The sequence below is a fragment of the Streptomyces sp. NPDC055189 genome (genome assembly GCF_053606765.1).
The window spans coordinates 1-20230 of sequence record NZ_JBSGSG010000098.1 but is presented as its reverse complement, the minus strand read 5'-3'; the positions used below and the strand labels follow the sequence as shown (position 1 = coordinate 20230).

15 protein-coding genes and 1 tRNA gene are annotated in these 20230 nt (G+C 69.9%); 9 read left to right on the top strand and 7 right to left on the bottom strand.

What is annotated here, in order from left to right; translation table 11 throughout:
- Positions 1-9: 9 nt before the first annotated feature.
- From ACWFR3_RS40270 to ACWFR3_RS40245, 6 genes are all read left to right on the top strand, one after another.
- Positions 10-354, top strand: a complete 345-nt coding sequence (locus ACWFR3_RS40270; RefSeq protein WP_453739672.1) for a chorismate mutase — start codon at positions 10-12, stop codon at positions 352-354.
- An 85-nt stretch (positions 355-439) separates the two neighbouring features.
- Positions 440-2956 carry an aminopeptidase N gene (pepN, locus tag ACWFR3_RS40265; RefSeq protein WP_453739671.1) on the top strand — a complete coding sequence of 839 codons (2517 nt, stop codon included), beginning with the start codon at positions 440-442 and terminating at the stop codon, positions 2954-2956.
- A gap of 127 nt (positions 2957-3083) precedes the next feature.
- Entirely contained in the window at positions 3084-3929 is an 846-nt protein-coding gene (locus tag ACWFR3_RS40260) for an NAD(P)H-binding protein (RefSeq protein WP_453739670.1), read from the top strand.
- Positions 3930-4186: 257 nt separating this feature from the next.
- A complete protein-coding gene (locus tag ACWFR3_RS40255; RefSeq protein ID WP_453739669.1) occupies positions 4187-5578 on the top strand; it encodes a pyridoxal phosphate-dependent decarboxylase family protein in 1392 nt (463 codons plus the stop codon).
- Positions 5575-7020, top strand: a complete 1446-nt coding sequence (locus tag ACWFR3_RS40250; protein ID WP_453739668.1) for a lysine N(6)-hydroxylase/L-ornithine N(5)-oxygenase family protein — start codon at positions 5575-5577, stop codon at positions 7018-7020. The genes ACWFR3_RS40255 and ACWFR3_RS40250 overlap by 4 nt, the downstream gene beginning before the upstream one ends.
- 100 nt (positions 7021-7120) lie before the next feature.
- On the top strand, positions 7121-8314 hold the full coding sequence (locus ACWFR3_RS40245; RefSeq protein WP_453739667.1) for a GDSL-type esterase/lipase family protein: 1194 nt from the start codon (positions 7121-7123) through the stop codon (positions 8312-8314).
- A gap of 10 nt (positions 8315-8324) precedes the next feature.
- On the opposite strand, the gene ACWFR3_RS40240 is transcribed toward ACWFR3_RS40245, so the two are convergent.
- The gene (locus ACWFR3_RS40240; RefSeq protein WP_453739666.1) at positions 8325-10130 is read right to left on the bottom strand and encodes a bifunctional metallophosphatase/5'-nucleotidase; all 1806 of its coding nucleotides are present in this window, start codon (positions 10128-10130) and stop codon (positions 8325-8327) included.
- A gap of 161 nt (positions 10131-10291) precedes the next feature.
- Between ACWFR3_RS40240 and ACWFR3_RS40235 the strand changes: the two genes are divergently transcribed.
- The gene (locus ACWFR3_RS40235) at positions 10292-11002 is read left to right on the top strand and encodes an SIMPL domain-containing protein (protein WP_453739665.1); all 711 of its coding nucleotides are present in this window, start codon (positions 10292-10294) and stop codon (positions 11000-11002) included.
- Between the two features lie 172 nt (positions 11003-11174).
- Complete coding sequence (pyk, locus tag ACWFR3_RS40230; protein ID WP_453739664.1) at positions 11175-12611, top strand: pyruvate kinase; 1437 nt, start codon at positions 11175-11177, stop codon at positions 12609-12611.
- 69 nt (positions 12612-12680) lie between these two features.
- On the opposite strand, the gene ACWFR3_RS40225 is transcribed toward pyk, so the two are convergent.
- Positions 12681-14606, bottom strand: a complete 1926-nt coding sequence (locus ACWFR3_RS40225; RefSeq protein WP_453739663.1) for an alkyl/aryl-sulfatase — start codon at positions 14604-14606, stop codon at positions 12681-12683.
- A 233-nt stretch (positions 14607-14839) separates the two neighbouring features.
- A tRNA-Leu gene (locus ACWFR3_RS40220) sits at positions 14840-14922 on the bottom strand.
- Positions 14923-15019: 97 nt separating this feature from the next.
- Between ACWFR3_RS40220 and ACWFR3_RS40215 the strand changes: the two genes are divergently transcribed.
- Positions 15020-15676 carry an ANTAR domain-containing response regulator gene (locus ACWFR3_RS40215; protein ID WP_365852967.1) on the top strand — a complete coding sequence of 219 codons (657 nt, stop codon included), beginning with the start codon at positions 15020-15022 and terminating at the stop codon, positions 15674-15676.
- 79 nt (positions 15677-15755) lie between these two features.
- On the opposite strand, the gene ACWFR3_RS40210 is transcribed toward ACWFR3_RS40215, so the two are convergent.
- Genes ACWFR3_RS40210 through ACWFR3_RS40195 form a run of 4 tightly spaced genes read right to left on the bottom strand, consistent with a single transcriptional unit; the run spans position 15756 to position 20115 of the window.
- The gene (locus ACWFR3_RS40210; protein ID WP_453739662.1) at positions 15756-16472 is read right to left on the bottom strand and encodes an ABC transporter ATP-binding protein; all 717 of its coding nucleotides are present in this window, start codon (positions 16470-16472) and stop codon (positions 15756-15758) included.
- Positions 16472-17338 (bottom strand): ABC transporter ATP-binding protein, encoded by an 867-nt coding sequence (locus ACWFR3_RS40205; RefSeq protein ID WP_453739661.1) that lies wholly within the window; start codon positions 17336-17338, stop codon positions 16472-16474. Before ACWFR3_RS40205 ends, ACWFR3_RS40210 begins: the two co-directional genes overlap by 1 nt.
- Positions 17339-17341: 3 nt before the next feature.
- A complete protein-coding gene (locus ACWFR3_RS40200) occupies positions 17342-19189 on the bottom strand; it encodes a branched-chain amino acid ABC transporter permease (RefSeq protein WP_453739660.1) in 1848 nt (615 codons plus the stop codon).
- Positions 19186-20115: a branched-chain amino acid ABC transporter permease gene (locus tag ACWFR3_RS40195; protein ID WP_453739659.1), complete on the bottom strand. Its 930-nt coding sequence runs from the start codon at positions 20113-20115 to the stop codon at positions 19186-19188. The genes ACWFR3_RS40200 and ACWFR3_RS40195 overlap by 4 nt, the downstream gene beginning before the upstream one ends.
- Between the last annotated feature and the right edge of the window lie 115 nt (positions 20116-20230).

Sequence of the window (20230 nt, the reverse complement as noted above, 5' to 3'; positions counted from 1 at the left end):
TCGTGCACCATGACCACCAGCCACACAAGTGACGCGAACGGCGCCGGGGCCACGGATGCCGCGGACGAGGCCGTGCGCGCCGAGCTGTCCCGCCTGCGCGACAGCATCGACAACATCGACGCCGCCGTCGTCCACATGCTCGCCGAGCGCTTCAAATGCACCCAGCAGGTCGGCCATCTCAAGGCCAACCACCAGCTTCCGCCGGCCGACCCGGCCCGCGAGTCCCGCCAGATCGCCCGCCTCCGCGAGCTCGCGGAGAGCGCGAAGCTGGATCCGGCGTTCGCCGAGAAGCTCCTCAACTTCATCATCGCGGAGGTCATCCGCCACCACGAGACGATCGCCAAGTCGTCCTGAGGCCGCCCCGCGGCATCGCCGGGGGCCGGGCCCCGATGTCCGGGCTCCCCGCACCGTTGTCGGTGGCATCAGGCAGCATGGACGCATGTCCGTACTGACGCGCGACGAAGCGCAGACCCGAGCCCGGCTCATCGACGTCCACCGGTACACGGTGGAGCTGGATCTGACCGGGGGAGCCGAGACCTTCGACTCCCGTACCGTCATCCGGTTCTCGGCGCTCGGGAAGCCCGCGGCCACGGTGGACACCTTCGTCGAGCTCAAGCCCGCCGAGCTGCGCTCCGTCACCCTCGACGGGAAGCCGCTCGACCCGGAGGACCTCGTCGGGAACCGGCTGCCGCTCACCGGACTCACCGCGGGCGAGCACGAACTGCGCGTCGACGCGGCCATGCGCTACTCGCACACCGGCGAGGGCATGCACCGCTTCACCGACCCCACGGACGGCGAGGAGTACACGTACACGCAGCTGTTCATGGAGGACGTGCAGCGTGTCTTCGCGGCCTTCGACCAGCCCGACCTGAAGTCGGTCTTCGAGCTGACCGTCACCGCCCCCGAGGGCTGGACGGTCCTCGCGAACGGCGTGACCGAGCACGTGGGCGGCGGGACGTGGCGGGCCGCGGCGACCCCGCTGATCTCCACGTACCTCGTCGCCGTCGCCGCGGGCCCCTGGCACTCGGTCCGCACCGAACACCGCGGGCTGCCCTTCGGCATCCACTGCCGCCGCTCGCTGGCCCCCTTCCTGGACGCCGACGCCGACGAAATCCTCGACGTCACGCGCGCGTGCTACGACCGGTATCACGAGAAGTTCGAGGAGCCCTACCCCTTCGACTCGTACGACCAGGCGTTCGTCCCGGAGTTCAACGCGGGCGCGATGGAGAACCCCGGACTCGTCACCTTCCGCGACGAGTTCATCTACCGCTCGGCCGTCACCGACACCGAGCGGCAGACCCGCGCCATGGTCATCGCGCACGAGATGGCGCACATGTGGTTCGGCGACCTCGTGACGCTCAGGTGGTGGGACGACATCTGGCTGAACGAATCCTTCGCCGAGTACATGGGCTTCCAGACCACCGCCGAAGCCACCCGCTTCACGGACACCTGGACCGACTTCGGCGTCGCCCGCAAGGCCTGGGGGTACGACGCCGACCAGCGCCCCTCCACCCACCCCGTCGCGCCCGACCCGGACGCCGTGCCCGACACCGCGTCCGCGATGCTCAACTTCGACGGCATCTCGTACGCCAAGGGCGCGTCCGCCCTGCGCCAGCTCGTCGCCTGGCTCGGCGAGAAGGACTTCCTCGCCGGCATCAACACCCACATCGCCCGGCACAAGTTCGCCAACGCCACCCTCGCCGACTTCATCGAGTCCCTCGCGCACAACACCGACCGTGACGTGCACGGATGGGCCGAGGCGTGGCTGCGCACCACCGGCGTCGACACGCTCACCCCGACGGTCACGCACGACGCGAGGGAGTGGACCCTCGCCGTCGAGCGCGAGGGCAGCCGCCCGCACCGCATCGCCGTCGGGGTGTACGACCGCGACCTCACCGACCCCCGGGACCTGGTCCTGCGCGAGCGGTACGAAACGGACGCCCCGCACTCCGGGACGGCCGAGGCACCGCGCGACGGCGGGCGCCCCGCCCTGATCGTCCCGAACGACCAGGACCTCACGTACGCCAAGATCCGCCTCGACGAGGTCTCCATGGAGACGGCCCTGCGCAGCCTCTCCCGGGTTCCCGACGCGCTCACCCGCGCCGTCCTGTGGAACAGCCTGCGCGACATGGTCCGCGACGGCGAACTCGAAGGCACCGCCTATCTGGAGACGGCCCGCGCGCACCTGCCCGACGAGACCGACCTCGCCCTCGTCCAGGGCGTCCTCGCCTTCGCCACCACCCACGTCGCGGGCCGCTTCCTGACCCCGGAACAGCGGCCCGCCGCCCTCACCACCCTCACCGAGCTGTGCCGCGACCTGATCCGGCGCACGGAGGACGGCTCACACCCCGGCCTGCGGCTCACCGCCGTACGGGGCTTCATCGACGTGGCCACGCGCCCCGACCCGCTCCAGGAGTGGCTCGCCGAAGGCACCGTCCCCGGCGGCCCCGAGCTCGACCCCGAGCTGCGCTGGCGCGTCCTGACCCGCCTCGCCGTCCTCGGCGCCGCCGACGAGCCTGCGATCGCCGCCGAGCTGGAGCGCGACCCCAGCGCCACCGGCCAGGAAGGCGCGGCCCGCTGCCGGGCGGCCCTGCCCGACCCGGAGGCCAAGCGCCTCGCGTGGGAGGCGATGTTCGGCTCCGACGACCTCTCCAACTACCTCCTCACCGCCACCGCCCAGGGCTTCTGGCAGCCGGAACAGGCCGAGCTCGTACGGGAGTACATCCCCCGTTACTACGAGGACGCGGTAGCCCTCGCGGCCCGGCGCGGCCCCGCCATCGCCGACGTCGCGGGCCGCTGGGCCTTCCCCGTCTTTGCGGTGGACGCCGAGACACTCCGCCTGGGCGAGCAGTGCCTGCGCGACGCCGCCCCCATCCCGGCCCTGCGCCGCAAGCTGGCAGACCAACTGGACGACTTGGCACGGGCGTTGCGGGTACGGGGGACGACGGCTTCCTGAACCCGGTGGCGTGAGGACCAGGTCCGCGGACCTACCCGGACCTGGTCCCAGCCGACGATCCCCGCGGCCCCTGCGTCCCTCTAGGCTCGGAGAGCGAGATCCAGCCCGAGACCCCCAGGAGCCCCCCGTGATAGTCGTCACCGGTGCCACCGGAAACGTGGGCCGCGCCCTCGTCACTCGGCTCACCGCCGCACAGACGCCCGCCCGCGCACTGACCCGCGATCCGCTGCGGGCCCAGCTGCCCCGGGGCGCCGAGGTCGCGCGCTTCGACCCCGCCGCCGAACCAGCCGCCCTCGCCCCGCTGTTCGACGGCGCGTCCGCGCTGTTCCTGCACAGGGCGGCCGTCGGCGAGCACACCGACGCGATCCTCGCGGCGGCCCGCAAGGGCGGCGTCCAGCGCGTCGTCGTGCTGTCGTCGGGCATCATCCAGGACGGCGCCGACGAGACCCACCCCATCCACGTCGCCCACGCGGACCTCGAGAAGCGGGTGCGTGAGAGCGGCCTCGACTGGACCTCCCTGCGGCCCAACGCCTTCGCCACGAACTCCCTTCAGTGGGCGGACCAGATCCGCGCGGGCGACACCGTCCGCGGCCCCTTCGCAGGAGCCCTGACCGCGCCGATCCACGAGGCCGACATCGCCGCCGTCGCCGTCCGCGCGCTTCTGGACGACGGGCACCAGGGCGCCGTCCACCGCCTCACGGGGCCGACCGCGGTGTCGACCGACGAGCAGATCCACGCCATCGGCCGGGCACTCGGCCGCGACCTCCGGTTCGACGAGGTACCGGCGGAGGAAGTGACCGAGGAGATGTTCCCGCACGTCCCCGCGGCGATGCTGCCCGCCCTCCTGAAGTCGTTCGCAGCGGCCGTCGGAGCAGCACCGGAGATCACCACCACCGTGGAGTCGGTGACAGGCACACCGGCGCGAACGTTCACGGAGTGGGCACGGGACCACAAGGACGACTTCAAGGCCTGAGCCACGAGCGCCCCGTAAGGGGCGCGGGGCTGTGCCCCGGGCGCGGATCCGCCGCGCGGGCGCGACCAGCCACCACACACCCGCAGCCGAAATCCACCCACCCGCGCGGCAGCGCCTAGCACCCCCGCCCACGCCAACACGCATTCTCCGCACGGCAGTACCACTTTCGGGTTCGGTTCGCCGAGGTATCCGGGCATACCGCCCGCTCGGCAGACAGGCTGGTGTCCCAGTCCGTGCGCACCCGAAGGACATCGCCCATGAGCACTCCGCCGCCCCTTGCCGGAGGCGCCCACGGATCCGACGCGCTGCGGCCGTTGCTCGCCGCCGCCCTGGACGCCCTGCGGACCGGGGCGATCGCGCGCGGCGGGCCGATCCCGGCGGGCGGCCCCACCGCCGTCGCGGCCCGGGTGCGCGAGGCCGCGGGCGACGTCCTGCCCGACCGGGGCGAAGGCGACGAGGCGGCCCTGCGCACCCTGGTCCACGCACTGGCCGAGGGCGCCGCCGACCCCGCGGACGCGCTGTGCGCGGCGCACCTGCACTGCCCGCCGCTCGCGCTCGCCGTCGCCGCCGACCTGGCCGCGTCCGCGCTCAACCCCTCCATGGACTCCTGGGACCAGGCCCCCGCCGCCTCGGAGATCGAGACCCTGGTGACCCGCGCCCTCGCCGCGGAGGCCTATGGAGAGGGCAGGGGCGACGCCCTCGTCACCACCGGCGGCACGGAGTCCAACCAGCTGGCCCTGCTCCTCGCCCGCGAGCGCACCGCCGCGCACGGCCCCGTCCGGCTCATCACCGGCGAGAACGCCCACCACTCGCTCGGCCGCGCCGCCTGGCTCCTCGGCATGCCGGAACCGATCACCGTCCCCGCGCCCGCCGGAGTCCTCGACCCCGCCGCCCTCGACGAGACGCTGGCCCGGCTCACAGGGCCGCCCGGCACGCTCCTCGTCGCCGCCACCGCGGGCACCACCGACGCCGGACTCATCGACCCCCTCGACCGGATCGCCGATCTCTGCGCGCGGCACGGCGCCCGACTGCACGTCGACGCCGCGTACGGCGGTCCGCTCCTCTTCAGCGGCGTACGAAGAGGGCTGCTGCGCGGCATGGAGCGCGCCGACAGCGTCACGTTCGACCTGCACAAGCTCGGCTGGCAGCCCGTCGCCGCCGGTCTCCTCCTGGTCCGCGACCCGCGCGACCTCGCGGCACTGGGCCACCACGCCGACTATCTCAACGCGGGCGACGACACCGAAGCGGGCCTGCCCGACCTCCTCGGCCGCTCCGTGCGCACCACGCGCCGGCCCGACGTACTCAAGATCGCCGTCACCCTCAAGGCCCTGGGCCGGGCAGGGATCGGCGCGATCGTCGACCAAGTCTGCGAGCAAGCGCAGGAGTTCGCCGGGCTCATCGACGCACACCCCGGCTTCGAGCTCCACGACCGGCCCGTCATCAGCACGGTCCTGTTCCGGCCCGTCGGCGCCGACGACGACCACATCGCCTACGTCCGCAGGGAACTGCTCGGCCAGGGCCGTGCCGTGCTCGGGCGGGCCGGGATCGACGGACGCCGCTGGCTCAAGGCCACTCTGCTCAACCCGCACACCCGGCCCGGCGACCTCGCCGAGCTCCTGAAGCTCGTGGAAGGAACCACCCCCCGATGACCGGCCAGAACGACAAGCCCGCCCCGCCGCTCACCACCCCCGAGGACCCCCGGGACCTGGTCGGCATCGGTATCGGCCCCTTCAACCTCTCCCTCGCCGCCCTGGCCCAGCCGCTCGCCGGGCTCGACGCCGCCTTCTACGAACAGCGGCCCGGCTTCCACTGGCATCCGGGGCTGCTCATCGACGGCGCCAGCCTGCAGGTTCCGTTCCTCGCCGACCTGGTGACCCTCGCCGACCCCGCGAACCCCTGGTCCTTCCTCAGCTACCTCAAGTCCCGCGAGCGGCTCTTCCCCTTCTACTTCGCCGAGCGGTTCCACATCCAGCGCGCCGAGTACGACGCGTACTGCCGCTGGGTCAGCGAGAACCTCCCCGCGCTGCACTTCGGGCACCAGGTCGACGCGGTGCGCTGGAACCCCGAACGGGACCTCTTCGAAGTCGACTTCACGCAGCTCGACGCCGAGGGGGAGGCCGAGGCGCTCGGCCGGACGTACACGAAGAACATCGTCGTCGGCGTCGGTACCGCGCCCTACATCCCCGAGCCGCTCAAGCCCCTCGCGGACGCCCCCACCGTCCCCGTGATCCACGCCGCGGACTATCTCCTGCACCGCGAGCGGCTGCTCGCCGCCGACCACATCACCGTCATCGGCTCGGGCCAGTCCGGCGCGGAGGTCTTCCTCGACCTGCTCAAGCACCGCCCGACGGGCGCCGAGAAGATCCACTGGCTGGCCCGTACCGAGGCCTTCGCGCCCATGGAGTACTCCAAGCTGGGCCTCGAACACTTCACCCCGGACTACACCCGCTACTTCCACTCCCTGCCCGAATCCGTGCGCGACGGTCTCGTTCCCCACCAGTGGCAGCTCCACAAGGGCATCGACACCGACACCATCGCCGCCATCCACGACGAGCTCTACCAGCGCACCCTGCACGGCGGCTGGCCCGACGCCGTCCTCACCCCCGGCGTCTCCGTGCGCACCGCGGGCCGCGTCGGCACCACCCGCGTGGAACTCCACCTGGAACACCTCCAGCAGGGCACCCGCTCCCGCCTCACCACGGACGCGGTCGTCCTCGCCACCGGCTACCGCGAGCGCCCCCTCGACCAGCTCCTGGCGGGACTCGACCCCTATATGCGCCGGGACTCCTCGGAGCGCCCCCGCATCGACGAGCAGTACCGCCTCGTCCTGGACCCCTCCGTCACCGGCAGCGGCAGCAACGTCTACGTACAGAACGCCGAGCGCCACACCCACGGCGTCGGCGCCCCCGACCTGGGCCTCGCCGCCTGGCGCAGCGCCAGCATCCTCAACACCCTGACGGGCACGTCCCCCTACCCGCTCCCGCAGCGCACGGCGTTCACCAGCTTCGGCCTCCAGGAGACGCGGCCCCGCCCCGCCGGTGCGGGCATGATCGGCGAGCAGCGGAGCAACCTCGTACCCCTCAAGAACTGACGGCCCCGGCCGCCCCCAAGCGCTCCGGCGCCCTCCAATATTCCCTCGAAAAGGGCCTGTTCGGCGAAATATCGCCCGTCGGCGCCCGGTTCATTCGGTCATGACCACTGACTCCACAGCCGCCTGGACCGCCGCCTTCCGTTCCGCCGTCCTCAGTCCCCACGAAGGCATTGAGCTCTTCGAACTACGAAGCTTCGCCGACCGGACCGTACGCCAGATACTCCGCCTCGACGGCGGGGGAGAAGCCGTGCGCGTCCGGCTGACCAACCGCTACGGCAAGGAACCCCTGCACATCGGCGGCGCACGCCTGGCCATCCGCACGGAAGGCAGCGGCATCGACGCGGGCAGCGATGTCCCCGTGCGCGTCGGCGGGGCCGAGGAGTTCACCGTGCCGGTCGGCGAGGAGGTCGTCAGCGACCCCGTCGAGCGTGCCGTGGCCGCCGGCGACGAACTGGCCCTCAGCCTCTGGCTGCCCGGGGACACCGGCCTGACCACCTACTCCGCGGTGCCCCTGCGCACCGGTTACGCCGTCCCCGGCAACGCCGTCTCCGCGCCGACCCTGGACGGCATCGACGGCCTGGAGGAGCTGGCGACGCGCCATTTCATCACCGGACTCGACGTGCTCGCCCCGCGTGGAACCGCCGTCGCCGTCGCCTTCGGGGACTCCTGGTTCGAAGGCACCGGAACCACCACCGACACCGACCACCGCTTCCCCGACCTCCTGAACGAGCGCCTGCGCGCCGCCGGAAGCACCGGATGGGTGGTGAACCAGGGCCTCTCCGCGAACCGGCTGCTGACCGACGAGGTCGGCGAGCGTGCCCTCGCCCGCCTGGACCGCGACGCCCTGGAGGTGCCCGGCGTCACCCACGTCCTGGTCCACTTCGGCCTCAACGACCTGGGAATTCCGGGCCAGGAGGCCTACCCGGAGCCCGCGCCCGTCCCCACCGCCGAGGACCTCATCGCGGGCTTCACCGCCCTCGCCGACCGGATCCACGCCGCGGGACTCACCGCGATCGCCACCACCGTCGGCCCGTACAAGGACACGATCTACGAGGGCTACTCCACCCCCGAGGGCGTCGCCGTGGCCCGTGAGGTCAACGACTGGATTCGCGGCGCGACAAGCCCGTACGACGCCTACGCCGACCTCGCCGCCGCCGTGGCGGACCCGGCCGACCCCGACCGGATCCACGACGACTACGACAGCGGCGACGGGCTGCACGTCAACGACGCCGGCGCACAGGCACTCGCCGACGCCGTCGATCTCGCGACCCTGAAGGTCCAGCAGGCGTCGTGACCCCGGAGGTCTAGAAGACGGGCGTGCCGTCCCGGGTCAGCTTCCAGTCCACCGACGCGAACTGGGCCGGGTCGACCGTTCCCTTCGCCTGGACCCACTGGATGATCGTGTTGCGGATCTCGTCCGAGTTCGCCCACAGCTGCTTGGCGGCGGCCACATGCGGGAAGTTGCCGCCGCCGCTCGCCCGGTAGTTGTTGACCGCGAGCACGAACTCGGCCTTCGGGTCGATGTCCAAGCCGTCGAAACTCAGCTTCGCGATGCGGGAACCCGCGGGCTTGGCGATGTCGATCTCGTACGTCACGCCGTACAGCGCGTCGTAGTTGTAGTCCGGGGTGTTGTCCGCGTTCGTCAGCTTCGCCGGGTCCACCGGGGCGCCGGCCGCCGTCTGCACGTAGTAGCGCGCCGAGAACTCCAGGTACTCCTTGAGCTGCGCACCCGTGATGAGGCGCGCCTCAAGAGTGTTCTCGAAGGGGTAGAGACCCGCCGCGTCCTTGATCGTCACCTCGCCCGCCGGGACCCCCGCCGTACGCGAGAAGCAGGAGGCCTGCGAGAGCACGGGCAGCGCCGCGTACTGGCCGCCCTTGAGCGCCTCCTTGACCGTCTCCGCCTGGACGTGGCTGATCAGGTCGATGATCGCGACATCCTTGTACGGGCCTTCGGCCGTGCTCATCGCCTGCGTCGACGTACCGATGACCTGGTTGACGTACGCGACGACCTTCTTGTGCTCGTCGGCCAGGAGCCCGGTGATCCTGCGGTCCTCCTTGGCCGTGTTGGAGTTGCGGACCTCGGCGCCGACCTTCTCCACCGTCCAGCGGCCCTTCGACCACACCAGGTCGAAGTCGAAGAGGGTGAGGCGCTGGCCCCACTTCAGCGGCTCGGACAGGACGACCTTCTTGCCGGTCTTCTTGTTCTCGACGAAGTACTCGGGGATCTCCGTGTGCGCGTGCCCGACCAGGATCGCGTCGATGCCGGGCACCTGCTCCGCCACCAGACCGGCCGCGTTCTCGACGTACGGGAGCTGGTCACCGTACGAAGAGGTGCCGCTCGACCCGGAGTGCGCCGAGACGATCACGACGTCCGCGCCCATGGACCGCAGCTTGGGCACCCACTTCGCCGCCTGCTCCTCCAGACCGGGGAACGTCATCTTGCCCTGGACGTTCGCCTTGTCCCAGATCGCGATGCCGGGGTTGGTCAGGCCGAGCACCGCCACCTTCACGTCACGGCCGTGCGGGGTGCGCAGGCGCTTCATGAAGTACGGCGGGAAAGCGGGCTTCTGCGTCTTCGCGTCGAGGGCGTTGGCGCCGAGCAGTGGGAATTCGCACTGCTCCTCGAATTTCCGCAGAACCGGAATGCCGTAGTTGAATTCGTGGTTGCCGAGCGCAGCCGCGTCGTAACCGATGCTGTTCATCGCCTGCGCCATCGGGTGGACCGGGCCACGCTTCGCGGTGATCGGGTCGATCTTGGCGTAGTAATACGAGAGCTGGGTGCCCTGAATGGTGTCGCCCGCGTCGATGAGAAGCGTGTTGCGGCGGCCTCTCTCCTTGCGGATCTCGTTCACGAGGGTGGAGATCTTCGCCAGGCCCACGTCGTTGTGGTCCTTGTCGTCGAACTCCTTGTCCGTGAAGTAGTCCCAGTTGAAGACGTTGCCGTGCAGGTCCGTCGTGCCCATGACGGTGAACGAGTACCGCTTCGTCCGCTTGGCGGGCTTCCCGGGCGCCTGCGCCGACGCGGAGGGCGCGGCGGCCATGCCGCCCGCGAGCGCCACGCCCGTGGCGGCGGCGGACTTGCCCAGGAACTTCCGGCGGTTCAGCGGCATTTCGTACTCTCCTTGGACCCTTGGTCGAACGGTGTAACGCGCGTAGATTCTGACCCCGTCCACCCCACCGGCAACAGACCCCGCAGGTTTCGATCCGATGACTGTCCGGTGCCGCGGCCCGATGCCTGTCCGGCGCCGCCCCCCAGTGCGAGAGTGGCCGCATGGACGAGACGACCCCCACCGCCGCCCCCTACGGCACCCCCGACGCCCCGCGCCTGGCCGTCAAGGGCGAGGCGCACCTCGAAGTCGACCCCGAGATCGCCCGCATCGGCATCACCGTCAGCGCGCGCGGGACCGACCGGCGTGACGCCCTGAACGACCTCACGCGCCGCAACGCCACCGTCATCGACCTCGTGAAGGCCTACGGCGATTCCGTCGAGAAGCTGGAGACCGGTGCCTTCTCCATCAGCCCCGAACTGACCAAGCACGGCCGCGGCGAACGCGTCCGCGCCTACCACGGGCGGGTCCACGTCACCGCCGAGCTCACCGACTTCACCGCGCTCGGCGAGCTCACCACACGCCTCGCGGACCTCGAACTGACCCGCGTGGACGGCCCCTACTGGGCGCTGCGCCCCGATTCGCCCACTCACCGCGAGGCACGCCAGCAGGCGGTCAGGGAAGCGGTCCAGCGCGGCCGGGAGTACGCCCAGGCGCTGGGGACGAGCCTGGCCGCCCTGGTCGAACTCGCCGACATCGGCGCCGAGAACTCCCAGCCGTTCGGCTACGGCGGCCCCGCGCCCGCCATGCGCAGCGTCGCGTACGGGGGAGCGGCCGACATGGGCGAGGCCGCCCCGCTCGACCTCGAACCGCAGCGGCAGCGCGTCTACGCACAGGTCAACGCGCGCTTCACGATGACTCCGCCGCAGCTGTAGTCACGGAATTACCGTGGGCACAGGGGATTTACGCAGCGGGGCGCCCGGTAAATCGCTCATCAGAGCAGCGCCCCGCACAATTCAACACTTGTCAATAACCCTTCACGCAAAGGTTGTTGAGTAGTCATGCCCAGCCAATTCCCTACCCACCGGTAAGCCCTAGGGTCGAAGCATGCGCCGAGCAAAAATCGTCTGCACACTGGGCCCCGCCACCGACTCGTACGACCAGATCAAGGCACTGGTCGAAGCCGGAATGGACGTGGCCCGCTTCAACCTCAGCCACGGCACGTACGCCGAGCACGAGGAGCGCTATCAGCGCGTACGAAAGGCTTCCGACGAGACGGGCCGCAGCGTCGGCGTCCTCGCCGACCTTCAAGGCCCGAAGATCCGCCTGGGCCGTTTCAGCGAAGGACCTGTACTCCTTGAACGGGGCGACGAGTTCACGATCACCGTGGAGGAGGGCGCCCGGGGCGACCGGCAGTCCTGCGGCACGACCTACGGCGGTCTCGCCGATGACGTCACCCCCGGCGAGCGCATCCTCGTCGACGACGGCAAAGTGACGCTGGAGGTCACCGCGGTCGACGGGCCCCGTGTCACCACCACCGTGGTCGAGGGCGGCATGGTCTCCGACCACAAGGGGCTCAACCTCCCCGGCGTCGCCGTCTCCGTCCCCGCGCTCTCCGACAAGGACGAGGCGGACCTGCGCTGGGCCCTGCGTTCAGGATTCGACGTCATCGCCCTGTCCTTCGTCCGCAGCGGCCGGGACATCGAGGACGTGCACCGCATCATGGACGAGGAGGGCCGCCGCCTCCCCGTCATCGCCAAGGTGGAGAAGCCGCAGGCCGTCGAGAACATCGACGACATCGTCGCCGCCTTCGACGCGATCATGGTCGCCCGCGGTGACCTCGGCGTCGAGATGCCCCTCGAACAGGTGCCGATCGTCCAGAAGCGCGCCATCAAGCTCGCCAAGCGCAACGCGAAGCCGGTCATCGTCGCGACCCAGATGCTCGACTCGATGATCGACAACTCCCGCCCCACGCGCGCCGAGGCCTCGGACGTCGCGAACGCCGTCATCGACGGCACGGACGCGGTGATGCTCTCCGGCGAGACCAGCGTCGGCAAGTACCCCATCGAGACGGTCCGCACGATGAGCCGCATCGTCGAGGCCGCCGAGGAGGACATCCTCGCCAAGGGGCTCCCGCCGCTGACCGAGCGCAACAAGCCCCGCACCCAGGGCGGCGCCGTGGCCCGCGCCGCCGCCGAGATGGGCGACTTCCTCGGCGCCAAGTTCCTCGTCGCCTTCACCCAGTCCGGCGACACGGTCCGCCGCCTCTCGCGCTACCGCTCGCCGATCCCGCTGCTCGCCTTCACCCCGGACCGGGCGACGCGCTCGCAGCTCAACCTCACCTGGGGCGTGGAGACCTTCCTGGGCCCGCACGTCGACTCCACCGACGCCATGGTCAACCAGGTCGACGAGCTTCTCCTGCGCTACGGACGCTGCGAGCGGGGCGACGTGGTGGTCATCACCGCGGGCTCCCCGCCCGGAGTCGCGGGCTCCACCAACCTCGTACGCATCCACCACATCGGCGAGGACGACAGCCCCAAGTAGCCGCGCTCCGGCACGGCGTACGTGGACCGAGGGGCCGCTCCGGGTGGAGCGGCCCCTCGGCCGTGCTCGCTACGGAGTGACGATCGCGAACTTCGGGTCCGGCTTCTCGACCACGCCGAGCAGATCGGCGAGGAGCGAGGCGTCGCCCTCGACCTTGATGTCCCCGAGTCCCTTGCCGCCGAGCATGGCGAGCAGCTGGGGCTTGGTCATCGTGAGCGTGACGCCCGCGTCCGGGTCCCTCTTCGTGTCGCTGCGGTAGGTCAGTACGCCGTTGCGCAGGACCAGGTGCCAGATCTTCCCCAGTGCCGGAAGGCTCCAGTCCATCCGCAGCTTCAGGTCCCACGCCTTCGGGCCGTTCACACGGATCGCCACCGAGTCGATGAGCTGGTCCACGGAGAGCGCCATCAGCATGTCCGCGCTCGTCACGGACGTGGGGGAGTCCGGCACTCCCTCGCGCAGCTCCCGGGCGCCCGTCAGATAGAAGTTCCGCCACACCGCGTTCTCCGACGCCTGGCCCAACTTGACGTATAGCCCGGCCAGTTCGGACTTCGCGGCACGGTGGCCGGGATCCGCGAACACCACGTGGTTGAGCAGCGTCACCGCGAACCGCAGATCGCCGCCGCGCGCGAACGCCCTGGCCTTCGCGACCGTCGCCGTACGCCCGCCCATGGCCTTGACGTACCGCTTGGCCTCCTCGACCGGCGGGTGCTCCCACAGATGCGCGGGGTTGCCGTCGAACCAGCCCATGTACCGCTGGTAGATGCCCTTCACGTTGTGGCTCAGCGATCCGTAGTACCCGCGATTCGCCCATACGCCGGCGAGCGCGGGCGGCAGCTCGATCTCCTCGGCTATCTCCCGCCCCGTCATCCCCGAGTTGATCATCCGCAGCGTCTGGTCGTGCATGTACGCGTACAGATCGCGCTGCTGTTCGAGCAGCTCCACGATCGTGTCCCCGCCCCACGTGGGCCAGTGGTGCGAGGCGAAAGCGACATCCGCCCGCCCGTCGAACAGCACCACCGACTCACCCAGGTAGTGCGCCCACTGCCGGGCGTCCCGCACCTGCGCCCCGCGCAACGTGATGATGTTGTGCATCGTGTGCGTGGCGTTCTCCGCCATGCAGACGGCCCGCAGCCCGGGAAGCAGGAAGTTCATCTCCGCCGCCGCCTCGGTCCCCGGCGTCATCTGGAACTCGAACCTGACCCCGTCGACGGTCTCGGCCTGCCCGGTCCTCGTGATGTCCTTGGTCGGCGGAATCAGCCCGATCGACCCCACGGACACGGTCTGCCCGAGACCGCACCCGATCTGCCCCGCGGGGGACTTGGGAAGCTGGGCGCCGTACATGTACCCGGAGCGCCGCTGCATCGCCGTACCCGCGTAGACGTTCTCCGAGACGGCGTGCTCCATGAAGCCCTCGGGGGCGAGGATCGGTACGCCGTCCTGCGCGCCGTCCGGCAGCACACCGCGGCAGCCGCCGAAGTGGTCGACGTGCGGATGTGTGTAGATGAGCCCGGTGACCTTCTTCTCGCCGCGGTGCGCACGGAACAGCTTCAGGGCGGCGGCGGCGGTCTCCGCCGAGATCAGCGGGTCGATCACGATGATGCCGGTGTCGCCCTCGACGATCGTCATGTTCGACAGATCGAGGCCGCGCACCTGATAGATCCGGTCGGTGACCTTGTAGAGCCCCTGCTTCGACACGAGCCGCGACTGCCGCCACAGGCTCTTGTCCGCGGTCTTCGGGGCGTCCCCTTTCAGGAATCCGTACGCGTCGTTGTCCCAGACGACCCGGCCATCGGCGTTCTTCACCACCCCGGGGGTGAGGGCGGCGATGAACCCCTTGTCGGCATCGGCGAAGTCGTCCCCGCCTGCGTCTGCGCCTTTGCCGGTGCCGGTGCCGTCTCGGTCGATCGCGGACGCGGTGTGCGGATTCATGGCCACGGCTGCTGCGGCAGCACCCGCGGCGGCGGCGACGAAGCCGCGCCGGTTCAAGGGAGTCATGGCGCCGAAGATCGCAGCGGGGAACGGGGCGGGGCAAGGGTTTGCCGGGGAATTGGGGCAGCTCCCAGAGAGGGCGGCGGAGGGGAGTGACGCGTCCTATTGCGCGGGCGGCGCGGGGACGGGCGCCCGGTCCGCACGCGCGACCTCTCGCTACCGTACGTAATCGGCGATGGCGTTACGTGACAAAAAAGCGGGTGCTCACGGAAATCGTGAGCACCCGCATTCCTGCGATGTGCCGGGTGCGGGATTCGAACCCGCAAGCCCTTTCAGGCAGAGGTGTTTGAGACCTCCGTGTATACCGTTCCACCAACCCGGCAGGCACTGCCGGAACTATACCGGGTCACCGTCGGACGCTGCAGCTAGGTAGGCTGGCGAGGCAGCAGTACCTGCCCGGCCCGCAACAAGGAGCCCCCGTGACTTCCCCCGAGTCGCCCCAGCCCGCAGCCGATGACGACGACAAGTCGCACGTGCCCCCGCTGACGACCCGTGTCGTCATCGCGGAGGACGAGGCTCTCATCCGGCTCGACCTCAAGGAGATGCTCGAGGAGGAGGGTTACACCGTCGTCGGCGAGGCCGGTGACGGCGAGAAAGCCGTCGAGCTGGCCCGCGAGCACAAGCCGGACCTGGTGATCCTGGACGTGAAGATGCCCGTCATGGACGGCATCTCCGCGGCCGAGAAGATCGCCGAGGAGTCCATCGCCCCGGTGCTCATGCTGACCGCTTTCTCGCAGCGTGACCTGGTCGAGCGGGCCAGGGACGCCGGCGCGATGGCGTACCTCGTCAAGCCCTTCAGCAAGACCGACGTGGTGCCGGCCATCGAGATGGCCGTCTCGCGCTTCACGGAGCTGAAGACGCTGGAGAAGGAGGTCGCCGACCTCACCCTGCGCCTGGAGACCCGCAAGCTGGTGGACCGCGCGAAGTCGATCCTGCAGACGGAGTACGGCCTGACCGAGCCCGCCGCGTTCCGCTGGATCCAGAAGACGTCGATGGACCGGCGCCTTTCGATGCAGCAGGTCGCGGAGGCGGTCATCGAGGACGCCGACGAGAAGAAGGCGGCCAAGGGGCAGTAGCTCCCGCGCCCGGATGTACGAGAAGGGCCCGCACCCCGAAGCAGGGGCGCGGGCCTTTCCCGTACGCGTACGAAGCGGCTCAGTCCTCGCCGAGGTACGCCTTGCGCACGGACTCGTCGTGCAGCAGGTCGTTCCCCGTACCGGACAGGACGATCTTGCCGACCTCCATGACATGACCGTGGTCGGCGAGCGAGAGCGCCGCCTGGGCGTTCTGTTCGACGAGCAGAATGGTCGTGCCCTGGGCCTTGAGCTCGGAGATCGTCGCCATGATCTTCTGCATCATGATCGGCGAAAGACCCATGGAGGGCTCGTCGAGCATGAGCAGTTTCGGCTGGGACATGAGCGCGCGTCCCATGGCGAGCATTTGCTGCTCACCGCCGGAGAGCGTGCCCGCCGCCTGCTTTCTGCGCTCCCCGAGAATGGGGAAGAGCTCGTAGGCGCGCGCGATGTCCTTTTCGATGGCCGGCTTGTCGCTGCGCAGATATGCGCCGAGCCGCAGATTGTTCTCGATCGTCATGCGCGGGAAGATGTGCCGGCCCTCGGGAGAGTGGGCGAGCCCGAGCGAGACGATCTGGTCGGCGCGGTATTTCCGCAGCGCTTTCCCGTCGAATTTGATGGAGCCGCCGACCGGCTTGAGCAGCCCGGAGAGCGTGCGCAGCGTGGTGGTCTTGCCTGCGCCGTTCGTGCCGATCAGGGTGACGACCTCGCCGGCCTCGACCTTGAAGGAGATGCCCTTGACGGCCTCGATCTTGCCGTAGGCGACCTTGAGGTCCTCGACTTCGAGCAGTGCGGTCATCAGCTGTTCTCCTCGTTGCCCGTCGCGTCGGCCTCTGTGCTGCCGGGGGCACCTTCGAAGGGCTCGCCCAGGTAGGCGGCGATGACGCGGTCGTCCTGCTGGACGGTCTCACTGTCGCCCTCGACGAGCTTCTCGCCCTGGACGAGTACGGCCACGCGGTCGCACAGGTTGAAGATGAAACGCATGTCGTGCTCGATGACGAGCACGGCGATGCCCATGTCCCGGATGGCGAGGACGAGTTCCTCCGTGGCGCGGGTCTCCTGCGGGTTCATGCCCGCGGTCGGCTCGTCCAGGAGGAGCAGCCCCGGCTCGCTCGCGAGAGCGCGGGCGATCTCCAGCTTGCGCTGCTCGCCGTAGGGCAGATTGCGCGAGAGGTGCTCCGACTTCTCGGCCAGGCCGACGAATTCGAGCAGCTCCATGGCGCGTTCCCTGGACTTGGCCTCCGCCTTGTGGAAACCGGGGCCGCGCAGAAGGGCCGACCAGAGGCCTTCCTTCGTCCGCGTGTGGCGCCCGACCAGGACGTTCTCCAGGACCGTCATGTTCGCGAAGAGACGGATGTTCTGGAAGGTGCGCGCCACTCCGGCCGCGGTGACCTTGAACGACTTGCTGGGCAGGACCTTGCCCTTGTACCGGACTTCGCCCTCGGTGGGGATGTAGAGGCCGGTGAGGCAGTTGAAGAAGGTGGTCTTGCCCGCGCCGTTGGGGCCGATGAGGCCGACGATCTCGCCGCTGTTGACGGTGAGGTCGACGGAGCGCACGGCGGTGAGACCGCCGAAGCGCATCGTGACGCCCTTGGCGTCCAGGACGGTCTCTCCGGCCGGGGTGGCGGCCGGGCTGTCCTTGCTGGTGGTGGTGTCGGTGGTCATGGCTCAGGCCCCTGTCTTGCTGAGGACTGTGGGTGGCGGCGTGTCGCCGGGAGCCAGATCGGCCTCGTGGAACTCGAGCTGGCGGCGGCGGTTGGGGATGAGGCCCTCGGGGCGGAAGCGCATGAGCAGCACCAGCGCGAGGCCGAAGGCGAACAGCTGGTAGTCGCCCAGGAACGAGAGCTTGCTCGGGATGAGATAGAGCAGCGCCGCGCCGACGAGGGGTCCGCTGATGGTGCCCATGCCGCCGAGTACGACCGCGGCGAGCAGGAACGCCGAGTTCGGCGGGACCGTGTTGGCGAACTGGTACTGCTCGGGCGTCACGGTGTAGGTGACGTGCGCCTGCACCGTGCCCGCGAGACCGGCGAGCGAGGCGCCGAGCGCGAAGGCGATGAGCTTCACGCGGAAGCCGTTGATGCCCATGGCGAGCGCCGCGGTCTCGTCCTCGCGGATGGCGACCCAGGCGCGCCCGATGCGGGAGTCGCCGCTGCGCCGGAAGACCAGCACGACGACGAGGGTGATGAGCAGCATCAGGAAGAAGTAGTTCGCGAACCGGCCGATGGTGACACCGAAGATGGTGTGCTCGAGGCCGAAGTCGAAGCCGAGGATCTTGAGGTTCGGGATCGAGGAGATGCCGTTCGAGCCGTTCGTGATGTCCGGACCCGACGTGCCGTCCGAGTTCATCGCGACGAGCCGGAAGATCTCACCGAAGCCGAGCGTCACGATGGCGAGGTAATCGCCGCGCAGCCGCAGGGTCGGGGCACCGATGAGCACACCGAAGACGAGCGACGCGCCCGCGCCGACCAGGATCGCGCCCCAGAACGGCAGATGGACGTCGAAGGGCGAGGACGGCGACCCGGAGACCATGGACGCCGCGTAGGCGCCGACGCCGAGGAAGGCGACGTATCCGAGGTCGAGGAGTCCCGCGAGGCCGACGACGATGTTCAGGCCGAGCGCGACGGTGGCGAAGATCAGGATGTAGACGCCGATGGTGGCGTACTGGTCGTCGCTCTGCGTGAAGGGGAAGGCCGCCGCGGCGACGAAGGCGCCGATGAGTGTGATGTTGCGGTGCCGCGCGGTGTACGTGGAGACCTGCGCGACGAGCCCGGCCTTGGCCAGTGCGGCGAAGCTGAACGCCACGGTGACCAGGAAGCCGATGAAGAGCTCGTCGTACTCGGTGCCGATGCCGTATGTGAAGACCAGCAGGCCCACGGCGAGCGCCGCGACGATGACCAGGATCTCGACGTAGCTCGGAAGCTTGCGCGGCGTGGGCGGTGCCTCGGCGGCGAAGGCCCCCTTGAAGATGATCACCCCGTTGCGCATGCGGTGCTTGAACTGCTCGCCGCCGGTGTCCTCGGGGTCGACCGCGTAGGTGTGCGGCCGGGTGAAGGGCAGGGCGAGGGCGCCGACGAAGGAGGCCAGGGTGGCGATCGCGGCGACCCAGCCGCCGGGCTCCAGGTTGGCGAGACCGCCGAGCTGGTAGCTGATCGAGATGATCGTGTACCAGGTGGTGGCGAAGGCGGCCAGTGACGCGTACTTCAGCGCGGCGTCGGCTCCGCCGGGAGCAAGGGCGCGCACGCCCTTGACGCCGTACGAGGCGAGGCCGAAGAGCGTCGTCAGGATGCCGGCGATCAGGACGAGCACCTGGAGGCCGCCGGGGTAGCCGTAGACGGTGAGGTCGCCGGGGAACGCCGAGGTCCAGGTCCATGCCATGAACGTGGAGATGATGGTGAGGATGCCGCCGCCGGTGGCCAGCGCGCGGGCGGGGCCCTCGGGGATGGCGATGAGTCCGGTGGGGGTGCTGTCGTGCTTGGGCGCGCCGGCCGCGATGTTCTGTGTGGTCATGGTGGTCACGCCCTGTCCGCGACGCGCTCGCCGAGGAGACCTTGTGGCCTGACGAGGAGTACGACGATGAGGAGTACGAAGGCCCAGACGTCGGCCCAGGACTGCCCGCCGAGCTGGCTCATGCCGGGGATGTCGTTCATGTAGGCGGTGGCCATGGCTTCGGCGATGCCGAGGACGAGGCCGCCGATCATCGCGCCGTAGATGTTGCCGATGCCGCCGAGCACGGCCGCGGTGAAGGCCTTGAGGCCCCACAGGAAGCCCATGCGGAACTGGACCTCTCCGTACCGGAAGCCGTAGGCGACGGCGGCGATGCCCGCGAAGGCGGCGCCGATCGCGAAGGCCACGACGATGACGCGGTCCGTGTTGACACCCATGAGCTTGGCGGTGTCGGGGTCCTGCGCGGTGGCCTGCATGCCGCGTCCGACCCGGGTCTTCATCACGAAGTAGCCGAGGGCGAACATGCAGATCGGGGCGGTGATCAGCAGGAAGATGTCGCCGGGCTGGATGGTGACGGAGCCGATGTGGATGGAGTCGCCGGGCATCTCGGGGAAGGTCCGGGACGACTTCGCGTTGGGGTACCAGGCCCAGACGGCCTGCTGCAGCGCGAGCGAGAGGCCGATGGCCGTGATGAGGGGTGCGAGGCGGGGTGCGCCGCGCAACGGGCGGTATGCGAAGCGTTCGGCTCCGACCGCGATGAGGGTCGAGACGATCACGGCACCTATGAGCATGAGCGGCAGGGCGAGCCACATGCTGGTGCCGCCCGGCAGCCAGAGCCAGACGGTGAGGGCGCCGAAGCCGCCGACCATGAAGATCTCGCCATGGGCGAAGTTGATGAGCTGGACGATGCCGTAGACCATTGTGTAGCCGATGGCGATCAGGCCGTACATGGATCCCAGTAGCAGGCCGTTGACCAGCTGTTGCGGCAGTTCGTGCACCGCAGGTCCTCCGAGTCTTTCGGTGTCGTGCGGCCTGCTTGCGGCGGCGGGGGGCCGCGCGACGGCCGTACGGCTTAGGTGACGGATGCGACGCCGCGCGGGGCGCTGCAGAGGC

Coding starts and splice junctions, on each gene's coding strand:
- ACWFR3_RS40270 (WP_453739672.1), top strand. CDS start 10: ATGACCACCAGCCACACAAGTGACGCGAACGGCGCCGGGGCCACGGAT.
- pepN (WP_453739671.1), top strand. CDS start 440: ATGTCCGTACTGACGCGCGACGAAGCGCAGACCCGAGCCCGGCTCATC.
- ACWFR3_RS40255 (WP_453739669.1), top strand. CDS start 4,187: ATGAGCACTCCGCCGCCCCTTGCCGGAGGCGCCCACGGATCCGACGCG.
- ACWFR3_RS40250 (WP_453739668.1), top strand. CDS start 5,575: ATGACCGGCCAGAACGACAAGCCCGCCCCGCCGCTCACCACCCCCGAG.
- ACWFR3_RS40245 (WP_453739667.1), top strand. CDS start 7,121: ATGACCACTGACTCCACAGCCGCCTGGACCGCCGCCTTCCGTTCCGCC.
- ACWFR3_RS40240 (WP_453739666.1), bottom strand. CDS start 10,130: ATGCCGCTGAACCGCCGGAAGTTCCTGGGCAAGTCCGCCGCCGCCACG.
- ACWFR3_RS40235 (WP_453739665.1), top strand. CDS start 10,292: ATGGACGAGACGACCCCCACCGCCGCCCCCTACGGCACCCCCGACGCC.
- pyk (WP_453739664.1), top strand. CDS start 11,175: ATGCGCCGAGCAAAAATCGTCTGCACACTGGGCCCCGCCACCGACTCG.
- ACWFR3_RS40225 (WP_453739663.1), bottom strand. CDS start 14,606: ATGACTCCCTTGAACCGGCGCGGCTTCGTCGCCGCCGCCGCGGGTGCT.
- ACWFR3_RS40210 (WP_453739662.1), bottom strand. CDS start 16,472: ATGACCGCACTGCTCGAAGTCGAGGACCTCAAGGTCGCCTACGGCAAG.
- ACWFR3_RS40205 (WP_453739661.1), bottom strand. CDS start 17,338: ATGACCACCGACACCACCACCAGCAAGGACAGCCCGGCCGCCACCCCG.